Genomic DNA, 24,070 nt, shown 5'->3' on the forward strand with positions numbered 1-24,070 from the left:
CGGCTTTTTTCTCTGAAAAAATAGGTTGCTAAATATCTGAAAATACTGTAAAGTAAAATTCGTTGCTCAAAAATTTCCAACTGGAGGAGGAATAAAGTGGACAAGCTTAAAATACCTTTTCTACATAAATGCACTTCTTTTCAATTAATCGAAGAAGGCTTTTCAAACGATGAAAAATGGTGCGTCGACCAAATATACTTACTACGTATTTCTACGACATCTGATATTAGTAAATTAGTAGAGCAGGCGAAACTTACAAATGAAGTACATGCTCTGGATGCTCGGATTCCATATGTGCATGATGTAGGAGTATATAAAAATAGAGCTTATATGATTCTCGATTATATGATTGGTGAAAATGGGGATGATGCTTTACCAATAAAAAGCCCGGAAGTTCAATATGAAATTGGACTTCAAGTAGGTAATGCGCTGAAGAATATGCATAGTATAAAAGCAACGAACAATTATCCAAGTTGGGAAGAGACTTGGAGAGGTAGGTTTGACAATCAAGCGGCTCGTTTTAAAGAAATTGTTAATAGACATCCGAATTATGAAAGCATTTTACCATTTATACAAGATAATTTGCACTTATTGAAAAATCGGCCAAGTTGTATTCAGCATTTTGATTTTCATCCAGGTAATATATTGATCTATGAAGATCGTTTCACAGGTTTAATCGATATGCAAAAAATAAGATATGCAGATCCAATCAATGAATTTTACAAGATGGAATATTTTAATGTCCAAGTTAGCCGAGCTTATGCGCGCGGTGTCGTCGATGGGTATCATGATGAKAAGCCCATACCAAATTCGTTTTGGGAGATGCATCGACTGTACGCAGCAATGCATCTTGTATTTGCAGAAGTTTGGGGTCATGAGGGTGGCATTGATCAGAAGGAGAAGTTTCAAAAGTATACTCGTTTTACAATAGACCAGTTTGACGAATTTCGATTACTTATTCCAAAATGGTATGAAAGTTAAATGGATAGACTAATAGATGAAAGTCTGTATTACATTTATACTAGGTCTAGTATTTTTAAAACCAAGATACTATAATTGGTACTAGATTCTAAAACTAGATACTAGAAGGTGTTAACTATGTACAATTTTACATTATCAATAGCAAAACTGGTTGTACGATTATTTGGAAAAGTAGAAATGAAAAACGAGCATTTATTGCCAAAAAACGAAGGGTATATCGTCACTTGTACACATAGAGGATGGTTAGAAATAGTCATACTAGGAATGTGTGTGCCAAAGCCGATTCATTTTATGGCAAAGAAAGAGCTATTTGAAAACAAAGTGGTTGGGTGGTTCTTACGAAATATCAATGCATTTCCAGTCGACAGAGAAAATCCATCTCCTAGTAGTATAAAGCAACCAGTGAAACTTTTACGATCCGGAGAAGTAGTTGGCATATTTCCTAGTGGAACTAGAACGACGGAGGATGCCCCGTTAAAAAGGGGAGCTGTAACCATTGGGAATTTATCGAAAGCACCTATCGTTCCAGCCCTATATGTCGGTCCAAGAAATTTAAAAGAGCTAAGAGAGATGAAAAAAGCTACAATCATATTTGGCGAACCAATATACATAAAAACAACAAGCAAAGATGAATTAGCATCTTATACCGAGCACTTAAATGAACAAACCAACTTACTAGAAAAACAAATAAGCTACTCCTAGATTTTTTATACGCCTTAAGGCTTAGAAGGAATCACTGCTCCAGACCATTTGCATATGTTCTCAGTACTATATAATAAGATGTAACAAGTAAGAAAAAAATGGAGGTAAAAAATGGGTCTAAAAAAAGTAGCAATCATTTGTTTATTCGTTTTACTAGCCGGAGCAGCTATCAGTATCATCCTCAATATAAAGGACACATTAGTAGATAAATCAGATGAAATAGTAATAAAGGACAATAATTTTACAAATATACATGTGGAATCTGGTAATGCTTCTGTCGAAATTATGCCGACAAAGGACTTGAATACGAAAGTGGAGTATTCAGGGAAAATCAAGAAAAAGTTTAATTATCGTTTCCATGCAGAAGTAAAAGGGGATACTCTTTTCGTCGAACTAAACGAAAAAAGATGGAACTTTTTCCATTTCGGATTTGGAGCTCATTCTATTAAATTAACGATACATGTTCCTGAAAAAGAATACAATGAACTGAAAATGGAACTCGACAATGGGAAAATTAACGTGCATGACATCGATGTTCAAGCTATTGATTTAGAAACAGACAATGGCGTAATAGACTTAGAAAATATCGATGCACAAAATGTTCGCCTTAAATCAGATAATGGGAAAATCCTTATGCAAGAAGTAAATGGCAGTATAGAGGCAGAAACGGATAATGGTCGAATTATCTTAACTACGTCTGATATAAACCGAGCAATTGATTTAAGAACAGATAATGGATTAATCGAAATCCAGACCGATAAAGAACCGACGAATGCAACAATCAGTGTACGTGTAGACAATGGGAAAATAGACATCTTTGGAGTAGAAAATAAACAAACGGTTTTTGGTGATGGTGTTAACAAAATCAATCTAGAAAGCGATAATGGAAAAATAACAGTAAAAAAAAGATAAGTCTTTTAAAACCGATGGAGGGAATTACTCAATCGGTTTTCTTTTAAATTGACTAGCTAAGCTAATTCTGATAAATTAATTCTTATATGTGTTATAAGAAAAAGCAAATATTAACAAATTAATAATACAAGAATACACTCGTCCTAATTGCGGGACGAGTTTTTTTATGAATTTGTCAGAAAGGATATACATTTTATGAAAAATATAATCATCATTGTAGGATCGTTAATCATTGCTTTTGGCTTCAATTGTTTTTTAGTTCCTCACGGTATACTAAGTAGCGGGATAAGTGGAATTGCCATTTTACTTGGAATTATCACACCTTTTGATACTGGTCTATTAAACTTTGTATTAAACTTACCCTTACTTATACTAGGCTATTTTAAATTAGGAAAAAAGATTACGATCAATACGCTTATTTGCGTTATTTCACTCTCGCTTTTCTTATACTTTATACCAGCGGAATCAATTACTGATAATATACTTCTTTCTTCTATTTTTGGAGGGATTATCAGTGGGCTTGGGGTTGGACTTATTTTGAAATACTCCGGAACTTCTGGTGGGTTAGATATAATAGCCATTATTGTTTCCAGATCAAGCAATATTAGTGTCGGCTTACTTTTAACAGGTATGAATGGAATTATTGTGCTTATTTCTGGGGCTGTCTTTAATTGGGAGATTGCATTATACACATTACTAGCAATTTATTTATCCGGGAAAATGGTCGATACGATTTATACGAATCACGAAAAACTGACGATGCAAATTGTGACGACTCAAGGGGAACTTATACGACAAGATTTAATGCAATCGATTTATCGTGGTATTACGATAACTGATGGGTATGGTGGGTTTACACAAGAAAAAAAACAAATTTTAATGATGGTCGTTACACGATATGAAACGATGCAGATTAAACAAATTGTCCATAAACATGATGAAAGAGCATTTATCAATATATTTGAAACGGTTGAAGTCGTAGGTAGTTTTGCAAGAAACGAAAAATAAAGCTGATGCCCAAATAATAGGGCATCAGCTTTTTCTTGTTACTTAGTAAACTATAAAAACTTTGACGAGTGGATAACTTGCTTTAGCAGCTTCTCCGTCCAGACTCCCGCGCCTTGCCCCTCGGGGCAGAGACAGGCGCTTGCGCTTTTGTTCTTACTGCATCTCAGATCTTATATTTAGTTGATGGTAGATCGTTAATTTTTTTACAAGTTTTTCACTCTTCGAATTCAATCCATATAGCGTGACTTTTTTATTCTGTTCCTGATATTTTGTCACAATTTTATCAATTGCCCCGACAGCCGAATCATCCCAAATATGCGCATTTTCAAAATTAATGACAATATTTTTGTGTGCTACCTGAAAATCAAATGCATGTTCAAAATCTTGAACAGAAGCGAAAAATAATTGCCCTTCGATTTCAAAATGTAAGTCATCCGCTTTCGTACTTTTCGTAACATGGATCTTGGCAATTTTTGCAACAAAGAAAACAGCACTTAAAATCACTCCGGCAATGACCCCCTTGGACAAGTCATTGGTAGCCACAACAATCACTACGGTAACAACCATAACGATTGCATCCGTTCGAGGAGCTTTTCGAATATAAGTAAACGAACTCCAGTCGAAAGTGCCGATACATACCATAATCATAATACCTACAAGTACAGGCATTGGAATTTGCACAACTAAATCACCGAGTACAATGATTAAAAACATTAAAAAGACCCCTGCAACAAAAGTAGAAAGTCTTCCTCTACCGCCTGATTTCACATTAATAACAGATTGTCCAATCATGGCACAGCCTGCCATTCCACCAAAGAATCCATTAATCACATTGGCAATTCCTTGCCCCTTCGCTTCTTTGTTTTTATTACTTCCCGTTCTAGTCATGTCATCCACGATGGAAGCAGTTAATAAGGATTCCAACAAGCCTACGATCGCTAAGGCAATAGAGTACGGGAAAATGATCATTAAAGTATCCAAATTAAAGGGGATATTAGGAAGGAAGAATTCTGGTAATGACCTTGTAATCGTGCCTAAATCTCCAACTACTTTTAAATCTATACCTGCATAAAGTGTCGCTGCTGTTAAGGCCACTATTGCAATAAGTGGGGCGGGGATGGACTTCATAAATCGTGGAAGCATATACACGATAACTAGTGTCACCGCAACAAAAACATAAGTCATGAACGATTCCCCTAAAATATGAGGGACTTGTGCCATGAAAATAAGAATTGCTAAAGCATTAACAAACCCAATCATTACTGCCCTTGGTATAAACTTCATCAATCTCGCTATCTTAAAAACTCCAAACAGTATTTGAATAATACCGGTAAGAATGGTAGCTGCCAATAAATAATCCAGTCCATAATCCTTTACTAGTGGACCCATTAAAAGTGCCATCGCACCAGTCGCCGCGGAAATCATCGCAGGGCGTCCACCAACAAAGGAAATGGTGACGGCAATAACGAAGGAAGCATACAAGCCGACCATTGGATCTACGCCAGCAATAATCGAAAATGCAATTGCTTCTGGTATTAATGCGAGTGCAACGACCATTCCAGCAAGTATATCTGCACGAACATTGGAAAACCATTCTTTTTTTATTCTTTCTACCATTAATTTTACACCTCTTCTATACAATTACACATTTTTTTCGCATCTGTTCAGTTTATCATTTTATTGCATAAAACTAAATCTATTTTATTCAAGTTCTATAAAATTGTAGGTTTGATAATTTGAATAAACAAAACAGGAACTGGTTAAACTTATATAGATCTATCCAAGCTATATTTTGGTGCAGAGGGGGATGACGAGTATTACGAGTAAAGACAGTGCAAGCAATGATACTTCTTCATCAAATGAAAAAAAATCGCTTAAGGTAAATCTTCCAGACAATTTACAGTTCATAAAAGATACGCTTGGTAAAAGTACTGATATTGTCATTCGAGAAATACGCATTGGTCAGGGAGGAACGATCAAAGCAGGTATCATTTATACAGATGGCTTAAGTGATACACCTTCATTACAAAACTTCATATTGGAAACACTAATGTTAGATATCAAAGATACGGAACTTGAAGATAGTCTCACTACTGCCCCTAATCTAATAAATACACTAAAAGACATTGCGATGACAGTGGGAGAAATTAAAGACGTAACAAATTACGATGATTTACTAACATCGCTTTTATCGGGCGACGCTATTTTTTTAGTAGACGGTTATTCCAAGGGATTCATCATTGGAAATAAGCATTGGGCAGAACGCGGCGTAACTGAACCAACTGCCCAGACTGTCGTAAGAGGACCACGAGAAGGCTTCTCCGAAAATTTACGGATAAATACAGCATTAATTCGACGTATTATTAAAGATCCAAATCTATGGATGGAATCTAAGGTGATTGGAAAACGTTCGAAAACGAATGTCGCTATTATGTATATCAAAGATGTGGCTGATGACTCTGTGGTGGAAGAATTACGATCTAGATTAGATCGCATAGATATTGATGGAATATTAGAAAGCACATATATTGAGGAATTGATCCAAGATTCTAAGTACTCCCCTTTTCCAACTGTGGCCAATACAGAGCGTCCTGATAGTGCTGCTGCATCCCTATTGGAAGGCCAGATTATCATTTTAGTAGACGGCACACCTTTCGTACTTATTGTACCAGCACTTTTTACTCAATTCTTTCAATCTACGGAAGATTATTATCAGCGGAATGAAATGGCTAGTTTACTTCGTCTGCTCCGTTTTTTTTCATTTGGAATTTCTTTACTAGCTCCTGGTATATATGTTGCAATCATTACTTTTCATCAGGAAATGCTGCCGGCTCCACTACTCATCAGTCTTGCCGCACAACGCGAAAGTGTTCCATTTCCAGCCTTTATAGAAGTAATGATCATGGAAATTGTATTTGAAATTTTGCGGGAAGCAGGCCTAAGGATGCCCAGAGCTATTGGAGCAGCCATGTCTATAGTAGGTGGTTTTGTTGTTGGAACTGCGGCAGTTGAAGCTGGAATTATTTCAGCAGCAATGGTTATTGTGGTGTCCATTACTGCTATCGCAAGTTTTGTCGCTCCAACTTACGACATAGCAATTGCCGGTAGGATGTTACGTTTTGCTTTTATCGCATTAGCCGCTATGTTTGGTTTTTATGGAATGACAATAGGATTAATCGCATTGATACTCCATTTATGTAGTTTGAGTTCCTTTGGTGTTTCTTATATGGCTCCATTAGCCCCATTTAATGTAGCTGCTCTAAAAGATGTTTTCATACGTGCACCGTTATGGAAAATGATCACTCGACCTAGTTTCTTTTCGAAAAATAAAATTAAGCAACAATACGAAGATCCAAAGTCTGACAAGGATAAATAAGTATAAGGTAGTGGTCAAGCGATGAAAAAAAAAATCCTTCTATTATTAAGCCTTATTTGTTTACTTTCTGGTTGTTGGGATAAACGAGAACTAAATGAATTAGCTATTATGACGGCCATTGGAATTGATAAATCAGACGATGGATATAAAGTTTCTGCACAAATAGTTGTCCCTTCAGAACTATCTTCGAAAGGAGGGCCTGGGCATTCGCAAATAGTCCTTTTTCAAGCGGCTGATAAGACGATAGATGCGGCTTTACGGAAACTTACAAAAGAGACACCAAGGATCATCTACCCAGGTCATCTTCAAGTGCTTATTTTTGGTGAGGATTTAGCGAAAGAGGGAATTGGGAAAGCATTAGACTATATGTCAAGAAACTGGGAAATTCGAGCAGATTACTTTGTTGTTATAGCAAAAGATAATACGGCGGAAAATGTATTAAATATTCAAACACCTTTAGAAAATATACCTTCCAACAATATGTTTAACACATTGCAGAAAGCAGAAAAAAATAATTCCACTACAACTGGGAAAAAATTTACGGATTTAATTGGCGATTTAGAACGCCCAGGAATAGAACCAGTATTAACTGGAATTATTATTACTGGAGATGAGAAAAGCGGATCAAGTAAACAAAACCTAGATTCTATAACTCCTTCGGCACGACTCATGTACGACGGCTTAGCCATTTTCAAAGGAGATAAACTAATAGGTTGGTTAGATCAATATGACTCAAGGGGATACAATGGAATAACTAATAATGTAAAACGAGCAGTTTCTACTATTGCTTGCCCAAAAGAAGGGGAATTAAATTTGGAAATTCAAAATTTTCAATCGAAAGTTAAAAGTAAAACTGTAAATTCATCGCCTGAAATAGAGATAAAAATAGCCGTTCATGCAAATGTTGGTGCGATAGAATGTATCATTGATGTAAAAAAGGAAAATACCTTAAAAGAGCTAGAGAAAATATTTGAAAATCAAATAAAAGAAAATTTACAGCATACAATCAATACGGTTCAGAAAGATTTTAATTCAGATGTTTTCGGGTTCGGAGCCACTATTTATCAACATGATCCGAAAAAATGGAAAAAACTAAAAGATAATTGGGAAGAAGAATTCCCTAACTTACAAGCCAAAATTGATGTGAATGTTAAGATAGGGCATTTAGGTGCAATCGATAATTCCTTCTTACAGCATATGAAGGACTAAAATGATGTTAAAAACGATTGGTATTCTAATTATAGGAGCAGTTATAGTCATTTCAGAAGTACCCTCACTTATAGAAAAAAAGTTAATAAAAGAGTTTGTGCTTTTTTCCATTTTACTTGTTTTTGGTATTGTCGTAAGTATTTTATTAGCACTTGGCATTGCAGTGCCAAATCCATTGGATTTTTTAGGTTATGTGCTAAGCCCTTTTACCAAAATAATAAGCAAACAATAAAGTATAACTAGAAAGGAAGGGAATGATGCAACAAGAACAAATAAGTCCATTTCAATTTTTAGTATTAGTTATTTTTTTCACGATTGGTACAAGCATCTTAATTATTCCATCTGGACTAGCATCTTACGCTAATCAAGATGCTTGGATTGCTTCCATCATTGGAACTGTATTTGGTGTATTGATCATTTGGTTATTCACCTTTATTGGTCTTAGATTTCCCAATCTAACCTATGTTCAGTTGAATGAGAAAGTCTTTGGTAAATGGCTTGGAAAATTTTTTTCCATTTTATTTGTAGTTTTTAATATACTATATACCTCCAGTTTAATTGTTCATTCAGGTTCTTTTTTAAAAACGCAAATGTTGCCAAACACACCAATGGTAGCGATTCATAGCTTAATGGCGATTATTTTAGTAATGGCCATACGTCTTGGGTTGCCTACATTTGCTCGTGCTGCAGAAATCTTCATATTTGTTTTCTTTTTTTTATTTATTATATTAGTTATTTTTATTTTACCCCAAATCGATTTTGCTAATATTGAACCATTTTTTCAAGCAAGTGCAAAATCTTTTTTCCAATCATCGTTAATGCTAACAGTAGTGTCATCTGTTAATTCGTTTGTTCTGTTAATGATATTTCCCGCCTTTGTCACACAAGCTAAAAAAGCGAAAAAAAACTTTTTAATAGGAAATATAATTGGCGGAATTGTGATTATAATTATCACGTTTTTATGTATATTCGTGCTAGGTTCTCATACAACCATTAGACAAGTATATCCAAGTTATGCTTTAGCTAAAGTAATTAATGTGGGGAATTTTGTGAATCGTATAGAGGGGATTATGGCCGCACTTTGGATTTTAACTTTATACTTTAAAATGGTCCTTTACTTTTTTGCTTCCGTTATGGGAATAGCTCAAATATTAAATTTGAAAGATTATCGTTMGTTAATCTATCCATTGGGACTAATTGTCGTCGCATTTTCCGTTATTATTTTTCCGAACATTATTTATCAAGAAAACTTTGATGCCACAACAGGGATAGCTTTCTCTTTAGTTGTTGGGTTATTTATACCTCTTCTGTTATTAATCGTGTATGCTTTTCGTAAAAATCAATTGAAAAAAAGTAGCCAAAGTTCATAAATTTCAAATTCCCAAGGAGAGAGCTTTTAGCATATAACTATTCGTAATCGAAAAGTTAAAACGCTCTCAAGGCTAATTTGAAGCATTGCATTCTGGACGAAAATTCGTGGATACTCACTCTTTTTTAGCGGTAATCATTAAATTTTTCAATAAGGTTCCCAAATACATATTTGGGAATCTTATTTTGTGATAAACTAGGAGGAGAAGAGGTGGAGCAATTGCCGAAAATATTAAAGGATTTTTTAGTATATTTAACAACGATCAAAGGGAAATCTTTAAGAACAAGAAAAGAATATGAATATGATATTGTCTTGTTTCTTCGTTTTTTAAAAGCGATGGAAAATGATATAGATCCTTCTAAAATGGAGGATATAGATTTAAAAGATATAACGATCGACTTTATCCGTGAAATTTCGTTAGAAGACATATATTTGTTTTTGGAATTTTGCCAAGTACAACGGGGCAATAGTGCAGCAACGAGAGCACGAAAAGCCGCTACGATCAAATCTTTCTTCAAATATTTAAAAGGAAAAAGAAAATTAATAGAAGATAATGTAGCAGATGAGTTGGAAACACCTAAAATTGGAAAGAAAAAGCCGATTTATATGAATCAAGAAGATGCAGAAATTTTTATTAGAGGAATTAAAAGAAGTAATCACTACTATCGTAATTATGCGATGGTTATGCTCTTTTTAAACTTAGGGCTTCGTGTATCAGAGTTATGCAGCTTGAATTTAACCTCTATCCAGGACAATGTTTTACATGTAGTAGGTAAGGGGGATAAGGAACGAACAGTTTTCTTAAACAACATATGCATCCAATCTCTCCAGGGTTATATGCAAAAGGAACGTCAATACATACAAAGTGCAAGTACCAATGAAGCCCTGTTTTTATCGCAAAAGGGGACGAGACTAACCCGTCAAACTGTTGCAAAAATTATTAAACAAATAAATGCAGATTCTGGTCTAAACAAAGAAAAACTGACGCCACATAAGCTGAGACATACATCGGCAACAATCATGTATAAAAATGGAGCAGACATTAGAAGTTTGCAGCATATTCTTGGCCATACAAGCGTTTCTACAACACAAATATACACGCATGTGGAAGATAAAGAAATACAGTCGGTAATAGATAACAATCCATTCAACCATTTAGATTAGTATAATTATATTATGTAAACTAATGTCGTTTAATAGTTTTGATGAAATAGTTAAAATAAGGATAGAAATATATGATATTTAATAAAAATAGAACGTATGTATGGTATAATGAAAGAGTGATAGAATAGCTTGTTTATGGGCGGTTAGCATTTCCGATTTTCTATTCTTTTTTGGATAGAGAGAGGAGGTGTTGCATATGTCGACTTTCGAAGCCTTAATGTTCGCTACAGCGTTCGCAGGTTTGATCGTTTCCATTCTTACTTTTTCCAAAGAAAAAAAGTAAACCGCTCCTGAGCCTACAAGCAATAGGATGGTTTACTTCTTCGTTCTAGTTGCTGATCGCCTTTGAAGCGATACTGTTTTATTACAAATTTTAGACTGTTCGATGGTAGCACATCGGCAGTCTTTTTAATTGTATCCATTGTCAACAATTATTATAACATGTTTCTAGATATAATAGGTGAATATTCTTTTATTTGTTAGGTTAGACAGAAAAACTTACTTAAAAATGCTAGAATTGATGTTCTTTTATTTTTATGTTGTAATTAAATAGAATGAGTTTTAAGAAAGCTTATTCTATTTAATTAAATTTAAAATGTATACATAATAATATTATGTTAACTAAATGGAGGGATTTTATTGTTTACATATCAAGTGAACGAAAAAACATACTTAAAAATGCTCGATTTACGGGACTCCGAACTTTTGTTCGATTTAACAATCAGCTCGAAAGACAGCCTAAGAGAATGGCTACCATTCATCGATTACACCAAGTCTGTTGCTGATACACAAAACTTTATCCAGTCGACTATGAAACAATTTAGTGAAAACAATGGAGTACAAGCGGGAATTTGGTATGATGGTCAATTAGCTGGTGTTATTGGTTTTCATCAAATTAACTGGAATAACAAATCTACAAGTATTGGATATTGGCTAGGTAATGAGTATGTCGGGTTAGGGTTAATGACAAAGTCAGTTAAAGCTTTTGTTAATTATGCATTAAACGATTTAAAATTAAACAGAGTGGAAATACGTGCTGCTGTAGAAAATAAGAAAAGCAGAGCAATTCCAGAGAGACTTGGATTCACTGAAGAAGGGTGTATTCGTCAAGCGGAATGGTTATATGATCATTTTGTCGACCATGTAGTTTATGGAATGCTAAGCACTGATTGGGTTGAGAATGTATAAAACAACGTTTTGTCTTTTGTAAGCAACTATACCCTGATGTACAAATTATGTCATTGATATCAGGGTATAGAAATAATTCAAATATAAATATAGTAATCTTGCGCATGAATCCCTTTAAATCCAATTGATTCATAAAGTTTAAGGGCATTTTCATTTTTGGTTTCAACCTCTAGATGAACCGAGTGGCCAGCCTCTGATTGCTCTTTAACTACTTTTTGTAATACCTTTCTACCAATACCTCTCCCTTGATGTGTTGGCAAGATGGAAAAACCATAAATCCAGGCTTCTCCACTTTCTCTTTTCACTCGAATTTTTCCGACTGTTTCTTCATCCACATCAATCATAAACATTGCATTGTCTGTATCTCCGTCTATTCTGCTTTCCATTGCTTCTGCATCTTCCTTAGCTATTCCAAATGCTTCTATATCCAATCGAATACGCAAATCTAAGTCTGCGTCATTGGCAAGTCTTAATGTAAAACCATTTACTTCTTCTAAGTGCTTTTCTTCCCACCGCATTTGATGTTCTGAAAATCCGTAAGTAGCCCCTTGTTTCGTTAAAAATAATTTTGCTTCTTGAGAGCTTGCAGGTGCATTTAGCAAGATTTTCTTATAGCTCATTTGTTTAGCAGTTATCATTCCTTGTTGAAACAATTTCGAAAAATATCCTTTTCGACGTACTTTTGGGTGGACCATGCCACAAACTTCTACTGTTGAACCAAAAGGATATAATCCTAGAAAAGCTACTAGCTTGTCATTATGATAGTGAAAGAAATCTAATGTTTTGGATTGTCTATTTTTTAGTATTTCCCAATTTAATTTTAGTTGAATATGGTCATGGGTTTCGCATTCCTGTTGAAGCTGTTTAATATCTTCTAATTGCTTTTGAGTTAACATATTTTACCCCTTTATTTATGAGTGATGGATTGTGCAAGTCTTTATTATTTTACATTAGCTTAAAGGTAAAGCAAGTATTTTCGGAAAATTTCATTATCCCTATAAAGTTGGGAAAAGCAGTTACATAATCACATATAGTTGGTTTATATAATAATATTATGTTAACTTATATGCGAATAAATAAGATGTAGAATAAAGACAAACTGGAAAAGCATAGGATAATATTATAAACCTACAATAATTTTGAGTAGGATGTCATCTGATAAATAAACTGGAAACTAATCGAAGGGAGGGATTTAGATCGTAAAGAAGATATTATTATTCGGAGATATTGGTATTGACGATACAGTTGCATTAATATATGCAAGCTTAAGCAAAGATGTAGAGATTGTAGGGATAGTAGCGGATTACGGCAATGTATCAAGAGAGGATGYGGTATCCAATATCCGTTATTTGACCAATTTGTTTAACTACCCTACATTAATCCCGATAATCCGTGGAGCGGAGGTTCCCTTAACGGGAGAACAGCCAACCTTTTATCCGGAAATCCATGGAGAACATGGACTAGGACCCATCATTCCAAATGATGATCATGAATTAAAGATTGAAAACTTTTTAGAAATAGTGAAAATAATTGAGACGTATAAAAATGATTTGGTGATCGTCAATATTGGTCGTCTTACTTCTCTTGCAACAATGTTTATACTGTATAAAGAATTGATGAACAATATAGAGGAGTATTATATTATGGGTGGTGCATTTTGGGTTCCAGGAAATGTAACAACTGTGTCTGAAGCGAACTTTCACGGTGATCCTATTGCTGTGAATATCGTATTAACTTATGCAAATAACGTAACAATCATTCCGTTGAACGCGACACAACAAGCGATTGTTACACCCGATATGGTAAACTATATTGACCAATTTGGGAAGACAAAAATCCTTAAGTCATTAATGGAGTACTATACACGCTTTTATCAGGAGCGGGACCCATCTCTTCAAGGAGCACCCGTTCATGATGTCATTACCTTGATGGCTACAATTCATCCCGAAATGTTCCTATTTAGGTCATATCCTATTAGTATAGATCAAAACCTTAAAGGACCAGCTAGAGGTCAAAGCATCGTTGAAAATCTTCAAACCAATGAACGGGAAAAGATAAGAAAGAAAACCCACCGCATTGCCTTTGACCTACATTACGATATGTTCTTTCATGACTTTTTATCCGTTATGACAGGTCAACACAAAAAGTGAAACTTTCATCAGGGGAGTATTATAGTCTATAAACCGGGATAAATAGTAAATATAACATTTTACTCAAAAACCCCATCTCTAAGTATGTCAAACTCAATATTTATATTTACCTTCATATTTTTATACATTTCATGCCATTTTTCTTTAGTCAAATTAGAGTTTCTCACCGAACTTCTATACTTTTCGCCAAAGCCAAAAATGTCCGATTGTACATTTTTGGCATGATCAATAATCCTTAATGTATCTCTTGATAAGTTTTTACTAATAGCATTTTCAAGTCCCTCTACTACTTTTGGATCACCTAGTTTTACATCAGGATATACTTCTAATAATCTTGCTTTCAGTTTAAGCTGCAAATCAAACTCAGGAGTGGTCTCATTAACTAATTTCAATTCTCTTTCAGAGTTAATTGCATCAAATGCTATTGGTATTTCTTTAGTGTTGCCTTTTTTTAAAAAGTCAGGGATATCTTCTTCTTTAAGAATCGTTTCAAATATCCCTGACTTAAAACTGTCTCTTATAAGCTTCACATAAAAGCTATCTTCCACTGGAAGTGAGCTTACCATTTTGCCTCCATTAAATAAGGCTACACCTGTTAATTCGATTAATTCTCCCTCTTTTTTAATAATTGGTATCGTACTATCTTTGCCTTCCATATAAAAATCGTGTGCAATTTCATGTAAAGTAGAAGAAATCATGTATTCATGTTTAATATTTTGTTCCATTAATCTATATATATGTTGACCAATATCATCTATATTTTTATATTTATATTGGAGTAATGGGACAGTTTCTCCTTCTACTACTGCCAAATATAGACTATTACTTACACTGGGATTTTCTAAAAGTGAATCCATGTAAAAGTGAAGATCATCTTTTGCCAACTCTTCGCCGAACAAAACGACTCGCATCTGACCAACCGTAAGTTTTTTGGATAATTTTCGATTGGCTTTCAACCTATTTCCTTTGCTTGTTTCGTTTTCGGTTGTAACCACTTCTACATTGCTTTGAAATTCAGGGTTTACTTCTCTAACAACTGCAGTAGTGGCCATTTTTTCTTCCGTACCGACATCGTATCCGACTAAAGTAACTAACCCTACTCGGTCCAATATATTTGTCTCTGTACAACCGACTAAAATACTGAGCAGGAAAAGAAGAATGAAATAAAGTCTAACTTTTTTCATTGTTTTGCTCCTTCTTTGATGTATATTTCTTTTTTAGCATCGTTACGAACAATAAGAAAATAGGATAAACAAAAATAATATAAAAGGCTATATTTCCATATTGGGTGTTAATCGAATTTATTTGGGTTCTACTTTGAACGAATAATGTGCCTATAAATATAAGAATAGCGAAAATCCAAACGAATTTCGTTCCACTTATTTTAAATACTCTTTGTGCCCCCCGGTAAGCAGCCCATATATAAAGACATAGATTAGGTAAAATAACAAGCATCCAAAAACAGATCGCCACATATTCAAATCTTTCTATAAAAGGAAAACTAATAAAGCTGAACAGAGTTAAGGTCGCCCATATCGTTTTACCCAAGATTCCTTCACTGTAATAAGAAAGAGAGACAAATATAATGATCAGATAAACGAATGTAGTGAATAATAAGCCTAAATGCACATGTTTTTTGATGTTTTTTTTGTCTTTTACAAAAGGATAAATAATTTGAAGTATTTCAAAGCCTATAACCGTAAAGGCCATAGATTTTGTACCTTTTAAAATAGAGACAATATTTGCCTCTAAAATAGGGAAGAGGCTTTCTAGTGAACCATATTTTAAAGGAATGAAAAACAGAGGGATGATCCATAAAGCGAGTACAACACTAAAAAAAGAAACACCAACAATCACTCGAAGGCCACCTGTAAAGGCATACATAGTGATTAATAGTAGTGTAGCAGAAAGAAACCACGTACCTAATCCTGGAAAAAGCCAAGTCTGAATTACTTCGATATAATTTCGCAGGACGGAAAAAAATGCGACGGAACAATACAATATATAAACTGTATTCAAGACATTACCAAACCATTTTCCAAAAACATCTTGATGGATTCCGTAAAGATCATCGGTACCGTAAATTTCCAATGTTTTAATCATACAAAAGGCGATTATATGAGTGGCTATACCTGCCAGAAGAACAGAAATCCATGCATCTTGTTTTGCCAATTGATACACAATACGTTGAAATCCATGAATCCCAACCCCGATTTGAGCACTAGTAACCACATAAAAGAGCAAATAAGCATTAATCATGTCTTTTTGGCTAAGTTGCATAGAATTTTTCATTTATTTCACCTTCAGTTCAACTTTTCTCTGGTTTGACAGGTTGAGGCTCGAATTTATCTGGATCAGCTGGTCTATTAATATCCGCTCTTTTTGCTGTATAGGGGAATGGCATTCTTATAATACTATCTCGCATATCCCCAAATCTAGGAGGATAGAAAGGAGCCATATAGGGTGCCCCCAAGCTAGATTGACGTAATAAATGAATGAGTAGGAAACAAAAGGCGAGCATAATTCCATAAAATCCCCAAAAGCCAGCAAGTATAATGATTGGAAAACGAATAAGACGAATAACATTCCCCATAGCGTAACTTGGTGTCGTAAAAGACGCTAAGGCGCTTAAAGCAACAAAAATAAGCAATATATTGCTAGTAATCCCTGCTTGTACAGCTGCTGTTCCAATTACAATACCCCCAACAATACCAATTGTTTGTCCAATCTTTGTAGGTAATCTTGACCCTGCTTCTCTCAGTAGTTCAATGATGAATTCCAGAATTAAAGCTTCAAGTACAGGTGGGAAAGGGACTAGCGCCCTCGATTCACTTAGTGGAACTAGGAAGGCCTGTGGAATTACTTCATAATGAAATGTCAACGCACCTACATATATAGGTGTCAAAAAAACGGATATAAAAACCGCAGCAAATCTTAATAGGCGAATGAATGTAGCAACTTGCCATCGTAGATTTTGATCTTCTCTACTTTCAAAAAACTCAAGAAATGATTGAGGGCAAATAATTGCCATGGAACTACCGTCAACGATAATTCCCAATTTGCCATTTAATAGACCATCGCAAAACCTATCCGGTCTTTCCGTCAAAAGCATTTGAGGAAAAGGAGAAAGCGTATTGTCATCAATCATTTCAAGAAGAACGGCACTATCTAGTAAAGCATCCACATTCAGATCTTTTATTCTTTGGCGAAGTGTATTTACCATTTCATCAGAAGCTATACCACTCATATATATAAGGGAAAGGGACGTATTGGTGCGCGTCCCGACTTTAATTTCTTCATTACATAGATCAGGACTTATTATATAGCGGCGAACTAATGAAATATTAGTGGAAAGACTTTCATTGAATCCAACTTGTGCACCGATTACTTGTGATTCATTTTCAGGTGCTGATAAACTTCGCGATTCCCGTTTAGGAATATTCGCCACCACTATTTCTACGTATCCTTCGATATAGATAAGGACGCTCCCATTTACTAGCGAAGCTACTGTTTCTTCCAGTTGACTAGATATATCTACCTCTGGTATCGAAAGAGCAGACTTGATAGTTTCCGGCGAGTCATAATATTTATTTTGTAAATCGGTTATAATATGATCATTTAAAGTCTGATCATTTACTACGTTATTTATATAAATAAGGGTAAGATTTGGCGAAATATATTTAACGATTAAATCAGATGGATTATGGGTAGCATCTTTTATAGACTGAATAAAATCATTGTTCGATGGAGTAATTTTATCTGGATCTTCTTTTTCTATATCTTCTTTTCGTGGATCTTCCATAGTTACATCATCTGCTGCAGATGTTTGCTTCTTCTTGAAAGGCAGTTTAAATTTCATTTAGAATATTAGTCTCCTCTCATTTCTTTCTTGATATATAGAGTGGTCGAGTAAGGGTTTATCTATACTTATATCTGTAACTTTCGTTAATATCTAAAAAATAGGAAGCATTCTAAGGTTGTTAGCAATATTCTAAAAAATTCAACTTGACTTAATAGTTTATACTTTATAAAATATATTGCATATACTTAGAAAATTCGTGATTCAATACACGAACTAGAGGGGAATTATTATTCATGTTGGCTTTGTTAGGTTTTTTGATGATTGTTACTTTTTTATTTTTAGTAATCACGAAGCGACTCTCCGTAGTAGTAGCTTTTATAGGAGTAGCTGTGGTGTTTGCATTAATCGGTGGATTTTATGCTGATATGGGGCAGATGATGATGGACGGTATCATCAAAGTGACGCCTACTGCAGTTATGATTGTTTTTGCTATATTGTATTTTGGATTAATGATTGATGTAGGACTATTTGATCCGATGATTAACCGAATTTTAAAGCTAGTAAAAGGAGATCCTTTAAAAGTAGTTTTAGCTACTGCTGTTATTACCATATTAGTAGGCTTAGATGGAGATGGTTCTTCCACGTTCATGGTGTCGGTTACTGCAATGCTTCCTTTATACATACGACTTGGGATGAGTCGATTAGTTTTAGCCTGTGTAGTAGCTTTAGCAGCAGGTGTGATGAATATTATTCCATGGGGTGGACCGCTTGTACGAGCGGCAGCAAGTCTACAAGTAGAAGTGTCTGATCTGTTTATCCCCTTAATTCCAGTTATGATAGCGGGGTTATTATGGACACTATTTTCAGCTTATTTGTTAGGGAAGAAGGAAAGAGCAAGACTTGGGGTAATTGTATTAGAAGAGCCAACACCAACAGTTGCAGAACTAGCAGCTACAACAGTTGATAGAAAAGGCGTATCTAAAATTTATTGGTTTAACCTTTTCCTAACGATTGTTTTAATGGTTTTACTTGTAATGGATGTATTGCCGATTGCTATATTATTTGCTACAGCATTTGCTATTGCATTAGTAGTTAACTTCCCAAATGTACAAAAACAACAAGATCAAATTTTAAGACATGCGAATAATTTCGTCATGATTAGTACCATGGTTTTTGCTGCAGGAATTTTTACAGGCGTTTTCAGCGGCACAGGAATGATGGATGCGATGGCGGCCACTCTAGTTTCTGTTATACCTGCATCTTTAGGAAGTCATATGCCTGTTATAGTAGCACTTACTAGTATCCCAATGGGACTTGTATTTTCACCAGATGCCTATTATTTTGGTATTCTACCAATTTTGAGTGAAACAGCGGCTGGTTTTGGGATTGATCCTGTAGAAATTGGGAGAGCAGCTTTACTAGGACATTCAACTGCTGGGTTTCCCTTATCTCCTTTAGTTCCTGCTACCTTTATCTTAATCGGCTTAGTCGGGGTGAGCTTTGGAGAACATCAAAAATTCCTTTTTAAATGGGCTTTTGGAACTTGTGTTGTTATGACGATTGCAGCTGTATTGACAGGTGCCATTACATTATAGATAGACAAAATGCTACCACTTAAATTGCGGTAGCATTTTACCTTGTAGGAAGGTTAGTGACTTTCTTTTCGATAAACATCAATGCTTCACTGGGACATGTGGCAATCACTCTTTTCACATCTTCTCTAAGTGCTGCATCAGGTAAGATCCAAGGTTTTCTACTCATATTGAAGGTAGAAGGTAAATATTTTAGACAATTGGCTACATGTGTGCATTTTCCCGAGTGAAAATAGACATCGACTTCATGGCCAGTATATTTCTTATATCCTGTTTGTAGTAAAGCTTTTTCATCTTCCAAGGCAGTTACACATCGATCATAATAGGAAGAATCATTGGCTTCCGCTTTGTTCGAGAATATAAATGTTTTTCCACTGATTTTTTTATGTTTTGTTTTAATACGCGTTGATTTCGACTATTTTCTTTCATTTTATTAATAGTAGTTCTAACGATTTCATTCACTTCGTTTATAAGCTCCCCAGATTCTGGACCATATATAAAGCCTCTAGAAATGGTATCTGGACCAGTAATAATCTTTCCTTGTGATTTACTAATGGTCGTAACAATAACTAGCATGCCGTCCTCTGACAGTAATTTACGATCACGTAAGATGATTTCTCCAACATCTCCAATACCGATTCCATCTACGAAGACATTCCCGGCATCTACACTCCGCGTTTGAATGGCCTCCTGGTTCGTAATATCCACGACATCCCCATTGTTCACAATGAAAATATGTTCATTCTCTACTCCTACCGATTCTGCTAATAGCCGGTGCTGATGTAGCATTCGATATTCTCCATGAATAGGGATAAAGTATTTTGGCTTCATCAAAGTAAGCATTAGCTTCAGCTCTTCTTGACAAGCATGTCCCGAAACATGAAGTCCCGTAACACTACCGGAACCATATATAACGCGGGCTCCTAATTGAAATAAATTATCTACTATCTGGGAGATGCTTCGTTCGTTCCCCGGAATAGGACCTGCCGCTAAAATAACCGTGTCTTCAGGTAGAACTTCTACTTGTCTAAAGTTTGAGCTCGATAAACGAGATAGTGCGGCCATCGGTTCTCCTTGACTTCCTGTACATAGAATGACTACTTTTTCTGGGTCCATTGCGTTCACTTCATTTGCTTCGATGATCATCCCTTCAGGCACCTCTAAATAACCACGCTCGATGGAAACAGATACGACATTGACCATACTACGTCCTAGCAGAACTAGCTTTCGATTTGTCTTAATCGCTGCATCTACAATTTGCTGAATACGGTGTACATTAGAAGCAAATGTTGAGATGAAAACTTTCCGTGGTGCATGACGAAATGCTTCTTCAATATGATCTCCTACAAGCCGTTCTGATGGGGTAGAGCCTGGTCTTTCCGCATTAGTACTTTCAGATAGGAGTAGAAGTACACCGTTTTCACCTAGCGCAGCCATTTTGTGAATGTCGGGACCATGTTTATCGACGGGAGTCCAATCGAACTTAAAATCTCCAGTATGGACGATTGTACCTTGTGAAGTATGAAATGCTATTCCTAAACAGTCAGGAATGCTATGACTAGTTTTGAAAAATGTTGTCCTTATTGTCCCAAATGTCAGCTCTGATTCGCTGTCAATCATAAATAGTTTTGTCTGTCTTAGAAGGCCATGTTCTTTTAACTTTAACTCAATTAGCCCTAAGGTTAAATTAGTAGCGTATATTGGGACGTTTAGCTGCTTTAAGAAGTAGGGAATGCCTCCCGTATGATCTTCATGTCCATGTGTGACGATTAGCGCCTTGAGTTTTTCTTGGTTCTCTTGTAAGTACGAAATATCTTGGATGATCAAATCAATACCTAAGAGACTTTCATTTGGAAACTTGGAGCCACAGTCGATCACGATAATATCCTCTTCAGATTCCAACACATACATATTCTTACCAATTTCATTTACGCCTCCAAGGGCAAAAATGGATATTTTTTCATCCGTTGTATTCAATAGACTTTTCCTCCACTTCATATTCATGTTCAAAGTATTTCCTATTCTGCATCTTTTATAAGTATGGCTATAAGGAATTTTTTTGTTAAAAACATAAAATATCCTCAATGTATTTTCTAAAGTGTTAGATTTTAACCATTGTCGAATTAACTATTATTATGCTAGACTTTTATTTATATTTTAATTCCAAACTTTTTAACTATTCAAAAGTTTGAATGAGTTTTAGAGAGAGAGAGGGAAACTATATGCAAGAACAGCAGCTGGCGAGAGGGTTAAAAAACAGACATGTTCAGTTAATCGCTATTGGTGGAGCAATAGGAACCGGATTATTCCTTGGAGCAGGTAGATCTATCCACTTGGCAGGTCCCTCCATATTATTTGCGTATTTGATAACAGGTACCATTTGTTTTTTGATCATGCGTGCATTAGGAGAACTGCTTTTATCCAATCTAAATTATCATTCTTTTGTAGATTTTGTACAAGATTATTTAGGGAATATGGCAGCATTTATCACAGGATGGACCTATTGGTTTTGCTGGATTTCAATCGCGATGGCCGATCTAACTGCAGTCGGCCTTTATACACAATATTGGCTTCCAGAAGTGCCACAGTGGATGCCAGGATTAATTGCACTTGTCATTTTACTAATTATGAACCTTGCAACAGTAAAGCTTTTTGGTGAAATGGAATTCTGGTTCGCACTCATTAAGGTGATTGCGATTTTAGTATTGATTGTTGTCGGTATTTTCATGATTATTAAAGGTATTTCAACCGACGCAGGAACATCTAGTTTCACGAATTTATGGAGCCAAGGCGGCATGTTCCCAAATGGTATTAATGGATTTATTCTGTCCTTTCAAATGGTAGTGTTTGCCTTTGTAGGTATTGAACTAGTTGGACTGACAGCTGGAGAAACGGAAAATCCGGAAAAAGTAATTCCGAAAGCGATTAATAATATCCCTATTCGAATTTTAATATTCTATATTGGGGCGTTGATTGTCATTATGAGTATTTATCCATGGAATGCGATCAATCCAATGGAAAGTCCATTCGTACAAGTCTTTGTAGCGGTAGGTATTGCTGCAGCTGCTGGAATAGTGAACTTTGTTGTGCTCACATCTGCAGCTTCTGCATGTAATAGCGCTATATTCAGTACAAGCCGGATGGTTTATTCACTAGCGAAAGATAAAAATGCACCTGTACCATTTACAAAATTGACTTCTCATCAAGTGCCTTCGAATGCATTGTTCTTTTCGACAATCGTTATTTTAATTGCTGTTTTTTTGAATTATGTAATGCCACAAGGTGTATTCACGCTAATTACTAGTATATCTACTGTCTGTTTTATCTTTATATGGGGAATTACGGTCGTTTGTCATCTAAAATATCGAAAAACTAGACCTGATTTAGCAGAAGTAAACAAGTTTAAGATGCCGCTTTATCCATTTGCCAATTACATGATTCTTGCTTTCCTAGTATTTGTTCTTGTCATTTTAGCGTTTTCAGCGGATACTCGTGTTGCATTATTTGTAACACCTGTTTGGTTTATTCTATTGATTGTCATTTATTCCATTCGTAAAGTAAAGGTCAAACAAAGCTCACTATTAGAAAGCGCTACGATTAAGAACCATCAAGGTTAAGTAGAAATCCTCTGTCTTTTGTTTTGACAGGGGATTTTAATTATTCCTTACTTCAATAAAGGGCAACTTAATGAAATGATAACTAAACTTGACATGTCACCTTTTGGTGTCCTATAATTAATGGGACAACAAAAGGTGTCGTATTAAGCTATTAGGAAGTATAATAGGTGACATAACAGGGAATATTTATGAAAAGGCGGGGGGGATTTTGAACGAAAAAAATCAAGAACGGGATGTATATGACGCTGTTGCTGATCCAACAAGACGAAAAATACTTCAAATGCTGTCAGATGTTGAAGAATTACCTTTGCATGAGATAACGATTCATTTTCAAATGGGACGTACAGCCGTTTCTAAGCATTTAGCTATTCTCAAAGATGCCAATCTTGTAATTGCTCGTAAGGTTGGTAGAGAAACAAGGTATCGGTTAAATGCCACTCCGCTACGGGAAATTCAAGATTGGGTATCATATTACGAAGGATTTTGGAAAGAAAGAATTGTTAAACTAAATCTATTATTGGAGGAAGAAAAATGAAACCAGATGTATCTTTAGACTTTCAATTTACTAAATCAGTGGAGCAAGTGTGGAATGCTTTAATAGATTCCGATAAGCTCGCTAAATGGATATGGGATAATAATTTTAAACCGATTGTTGGCTATAAATTTCAGTTTAAGGCAGAGCCTTCCGAATGGTGGGACGGCATTGTAGATGGGGAAGTACTTGAAGTGGACGAGCCACATAAATTATCTTACACTTGGATTAGTGCTGGAGAAACGACTACCGTTACTTGGACTTTGACTGAAGGAGCAGACGGGACTACTCAACTACATCTCGATCAATCTGGATTTAGTGAAGAAACAAAAGCTCGTCCAGGAGCTATTGAAGGGGCAACATACGGTTGGACGAATATGGCAGATAAGCTTGAAAAACTGTTAGCATAACTGTAAAATTCATTTTTTCATCCATTTAAAATAGAGCGCAATTCCCTAATGAGAATTG

Annotated in this window: 22 protein-coding genes; 15 read left to right on the forward strand and 7 right to left on the reverse strand. The window is 35.3% G+C overall.

Features of this window, described 5'->3' with window-relative positions; translation table 11 throughout:
* Positions 1–96 precede the first annotated feature (96 nt).
* From AC1DFT_RS00280 to AC1DFT_RS00295, 4 genes are all read left to right on the forward strand, one after another.
* Complete coding sequence (locus AC1DFT_RS00280) at positions 97–981, forward strand: aminoglycoside phosphotransferase family protein (protein ID WP_477916558.1); 885 nt, start codon at positions 97–99, stop codon at positions 979–981.
* A gap of 117 nt (positions 982–1,098) precedes the next feature.
* On the forward strand, positions 1,099–1,683 hold the full coding sequence (locus AC1DFT_RS00285) for a lysophospholipid acyltransferase family protein (protein ID WP_477916560.1): 585 nt from the start codon (positions 1,099–1,101) through the stop codon (positions 1,681–1,683).
* Positions 1,684–1,794: 111 nt separating this feature from the next.
* Positions 1,795–2,595 (forward strand): DUF4097 family beta strand repeat-containing protein, encoded by an 801-nt coding sequence (locus AC1DFT_RS00290; protein WP_477916562.1) that lies wholly within the window; start codon positions 1,795–1,797, stop codon positions 2,593–2,595.
* 195 nt (positions 2,596–2,790) lie between these two features.
* On the forward strand, positions 2,791–3,603 hold the full coding sequence (locus AC1DFT_RS00295) for a YitT family protein (protein ID WP_477916564.1): 813 nt from the start codon (positions 2,791–2,793) through the stop codon (positions 3,601–3,603).
* Between the two features lie 153 nt (positions 3,604–3,756).
* Here the strand turns inward: AC1DFT_RS00295 and AC1DFT_RS00300 are convergent, their stop codons facing one another.
* Positions 3,757–5,220: a SulP family inorganic anion transporter gene (locus AC1DFT_RS00300; protein ID WP_477916565.1), complete on the reverse strand. Its 1,464-nt coding sequence runs from the start codon at positions 5,218–5,220 to the stop codon at positions 3,757–3,759.
* Between the two features lie 190 nt (positions 5,221–5,410).
* On the opposite strand from AC1DFT_RS00300, the gene AC1DFT_RS00305 reads away from it, so the two are divergent.
* The 6 genes from AC1DFT_RS00305 (at position 5,411) to AC1DFT_RS00330 (ending at position 11,909) form a co-directional block, all read left to right on the forward strand.
* Positions 5,411–6,979: a spore germination protein gene (locus AC1DFT_RS00305; RefSeq protein ID WP_477916567.1), complete on the forward strand. Its 1,569-nt coding sequence runs from the start codon at positions 5,411–5,413 to the stop codon at positions 6,977–6,979.
* Positions 6,980–7,000: 21 nt separating this feature from the next.
* A complete protein-coding gene (locus AC1DFT_RS00310; RefSeq protein ID WP_477916569.1) occupies positions 7,001–8,188 on the forward strand; it encodes a Ger(x)C family spore germination protein in 1,188 nt (395 codons plus the stop codon).
* Position 8,189: 1 nt separating this feature from the next.
* Complete coding sequence (locus tag AC1DFT_RS00315; RefSeq protein WP_477916571.1) at positions 8,190–8,420, forward strand: hypothetical protein; 231 nt, start codon at positions 8,190–8,192, stop codon at positions 8,418–8,420.
* Positions 8,421–8,445: 25 nt separating this feature from the next.
* Positions 8,446–9,558 (forward strand): GerAB/ArcD/ProY family transporter, encoded by a 1,113-nt coding sequence (locus AC1DFT_RS00320; protein WP_477916573.1) that lies wholly within the window; start codon positions 8,446–8,448, stop codon positions 9,556–9,558.
* A 209-nt stretch (positions 9,559–9,767) separates the two neighbouring features.
* Entirely contained in the window at positions 9,768–10,721 is a 954-nt protein-coding gene (locus tag AC1DFT_RS00325; RefSeq protein WP_477916575.1) for a tyrosine-type recombinase/integrase, read from the forward strand.
* 639 nt (positions 10,722–11,360) lie between these two features.
* On the forward strand, positions 11,361–11,909 hold the full coding sequence (locus AC1DFT_RS00330) for a GNAT family N-acetyltransferase (RefSeq protein ID WP_477916577.1): 549 nt from the start codon (positions 11,361–11,363) through the stop codon (positions 11,907–11,909).
* 77 nt (positions 11,910–11,986) lie between these two features.
* Here AC1DFT_RS00330 and AC1DFT_RS00335 read toward each other — a convergent pair whose 3' ends face one another.
* Positions 11,987–12,805 (reverse strand): GNAT family N-acetyltransferase, encoded by an 819-nt coding sequence (locus tag AC1DFT_RS00335; RefSeq protein WP_477916579.1) that lies wholly within the window; start codon positions 12,803–12,805, stop codon positions 11,987–11,989.
* A gap of 300 nt (positions 12,806–13,105) precedes the next feature.
* Between AC1DFT_RS00335 and AC1DFT_RS00340 the strand changes: the two genes are divergently transcribed.
* Positions 13,106–14,059, forward strand: a complete 954-nt coding sequence (locus AC1DFT_RS00340; RefSeq protein ID WP_477916947.1) for a nucleoside hydrolase — start codon at positions 13,106–13,108, stop codon at positions 14,057–14,059.
* A gap of 59 nt (positions 14,060–14,118) precedes the next feature.
* Here the strand turns inward: AC1DFT_RS00340 and AC1DFT_RS00345 are convergent, their stop codons facing one another.
* From AC1DFT_RS00345 to AC1DFT_RS00355, 3 genes are read right to left on the reverse strand one after another with little or no spacing between them, the layout of a single operon-like run.
* Positions 14,119–15,243 (reverse strand): Ger(x)C family spore germination protein, encoded by a 1,125-nt coding sequence (locus tag AC1DFT_RS00345; RefSeq protein WP_477916581.1) that lies wholly within the window; start codon positions 15,241–15,243, stop codon positions 14,119–14,121.
* Positions 15,230–16,351, reverse strand: a complete 1,122-nt coding sequence (locus AC1DFT_RS00350) for a GerAB/ArcD/ProY family transporter (protein ID WP_477916582.1) — start codon at positions 16,349–16,351, stop codon at positions 15,230–15,232. Before AC1DFT_RS00350 ends, AC1DFT_RS00345 begins: the two co-directional genes overlap by 14 nt.
* Positions 16,352–16,367: 16 nt before the next feature.
* The gene (locus AC1DFT_RS00355) at positions 16,368–17,918 is read right to left on the reverse strand and encodes a spore germination protein (RefSeq protein WP_477916583.1); all 1,551 of its coding nucleotides are present in this window, start codon (positions 17,916–17,918) and stop codon (positions 16,368–16,370) included.
* 236 nt (positions 17,919–18,154) lie between these two features.
* Here AC1DFT_RS00355 and AC1DFT_RS00360 point away from each other — a divergent pair, with 236 nt between their 5' ends.
* The gene (locus AC1DFT_RS00360; protein WP_477916584.1) at positions 18,155–19,456 is read left to right on the forward strand and encodes a CitMHS family transporter; all 1,302 of its coding nucleotides are present in this window, start codon (positions 18,155–18,157) and stop codon (positions 19,454–19,456) included.
* A gap of 37 nt (positions 19,457–19,493) precedes the next feature.
* Here AC1DFT_RS00360 and AC1DFT_RS00365 read toward each other — a convergent pair whose 3' ends face one another.
* Together AC1DFT_RS00365 and AC1DFT_RS00370 are read right to left on the reverse strand one after the other, a co-directional pair.
* Positions 19,494–19,754 carry a (4Fe-4S)-binding protein gene (locus AC1DFT_RS00365; protein WP_477916585.1) on the reverse strand — a complete coding sequence of 87 codons (261 nt, stop codon included), beginning with the start codon at positions 19,752–19,754 and terminating at the stop codon, positions 19,494–19,496.
* 5 nt (positions 19,755–19,759) lie between these two features.
* Positions 19,760–21,451 carry a ribonuclease J gene (locus tag AC1DFT_RS00370; RefSeq protein WP_477916948.1) on the reverse strand — a complete coding sequence of 564 codons (1,692 nt, stop codon included), beginning with the start codon at positions 21,449–21,451 and terminating at the stop codon, positions 19,760–19,762.
* Positions 21,452–21,675: 224 nt separating this feature from the next.
* Here AC1DFT_RS00370 and AC1DFT_RS00375 point away from each other — a divergent pair, with 224 nt between their 5' ends.
* The 3 genes from AC1DFT_RS00375 to AC1DFT_RS00385 all read left to right on the forward strand — a co-directional run bounded on the left by AC1DFT_RS00375 (position 21,676) and on the right by AC1DFT_RS00385 (position 24,012).
* A complete protein-coding gene (locus AC1DFT_RS00375; RefSeq protein ID WP_477916586.1) occupies positions 21,676–23,070 on the forward strand; it encodes an amino acid permease in 1,395 nt (464 codons plus the stop codon).
* A gap of 208 nt (positions 23,071–23,278) precedes the next feature.
* On the forward strand, positions 23,279–23,605 hold the full coding sequence (locus AC1DFT_RS00380) for an ArsR/SmtB family transcription factor (RefSeq protein ID WP_477916588.1): 327 nt from the start codon (positions 23,279–23,281) through the stop codon (positions 23,603–23,605).
* On the forward strand, positions 23,602–24,012 hold the full coding sequence (locus tag AC1DFT_RS00385) for an SRPBCC family protein (RefSeq protein WP_477916590.1): 411 nt from the start codon (positions 23,602–23,604) through the stop codon (positions 24,010–24,012). The genes AC1DFT_RS00380 and AC1DFT_RS00385 overlap by 4 nt, the downstream gene beginning before the upstream one ends.
* Positions 24,013–24,070: the final 58 nt, after the last annotated feature.

This window comes from Psychrobacillus sp. 05T411 (assembly GCF_056396485.1).

Coding starts and splice junctions, on each gene's coding strand:
- AC1DFT_RS00285 (WP_477916560.1), top strand. CDS start 1,099: ATGTACAATTTTACATTATCAATAGCAAAACTGGTTGTACGATTATTT.
- AC1DFT_RS00290 (WP_477916562.1), top strand. CDS start 1,795: ATGGGTCTAAAAAAAGTAGCAATCATTTGTTTATTCGTTTTACTAGCC.
- AC1DFT_RS00295 (WP_477916564.1), top strand. CDS start 2,791: ATGAAAAATATAATCATCATTGTAGGATCGTTAATCATTGCTTTTGGC.
- AC1DFT_RS00300 (WP_477916565.1), bottom strand. CDS start 5,220: ATGGTAGAAAGAATAAAAAAAGAATGGTTTTCCAATGTTCGTGCAGAT.
- AC1DFT_RS00305 (WP_477916567.1), top strand. CDS start 5,411: ATGACGAGTATTACGAGTAAAGACAGTGCAAGCAATGATACTTCTTCA.
- AC1DFT_RS00310 (WP_477916569.1), top strand. CDS start 7,001: ATGAAAAAAAAAATCCTTCTATTATTAAGCCTTATTTGTTTACTTTCT.
- AC1DFT_RS00315 (WP_477916571.1), top strand. CDS start 8,190: ATGATGTTAAAAACGATTGGTATTCTAATTATAGGAGCAGTTATAGTC.
- AC1DFT_RS00335 (WP_477916579.1), bottom strand. CDS start 12,805: ATGTTAACTCAAAAGCAATTAGAAGATATTAAACAGCTTCAACAGGAA.
- AC1DFT_RS00345 (WP_477916581.1), bottom strand. CDS start 15,243: ATGAAAAAAGTTAGACTTTATTTCATTCTTCTTTTCCTGCTCAGTATT.
- AC1DFT_RS00350 (WP_477916582.1), bottom strand. CDS start 16,351: ATGAAAAATTCTATGCAACTTAGCCAAAAAGACATGATTAATGCTTAT.
- AC1DFT_RS00355 (WP_477916583.1), bottom strand. CDS start 17,918: ATGAAATTTAAACTGCCTTTCAAGAAGAAGCAAACATCTGCAGCAGAT.
- AC1DFT_RS00360 (WP_477916584.1), top strand. CDS start 18,155: ATGTTGGCTTTGTTAGGTTTTTTGATGATTGTTACTTTTTTATTTTTA.
- AC1DFT_RS00370 (WP_477916948.1), bottom strand. CDS start 21,451: ATGAAGTGGAGGAAAAGTCTATTGAATACAACGGATGAAAAAATATCC.
- AC1DFT_RS00375 (WP_477916586.1), top strand. CDS start 21,676: ATGCAAGAACAGCAGCTGGCGAGAGGGTTAAAAAACAGACATGTTCAG.
- AC1DFT_RS00385 (WP_477916590.1), top strand. CDS start 23,602: ATGAAACCAGATGTATCTTTAGACTTTCAATTTACTAAATCAGTGGAG.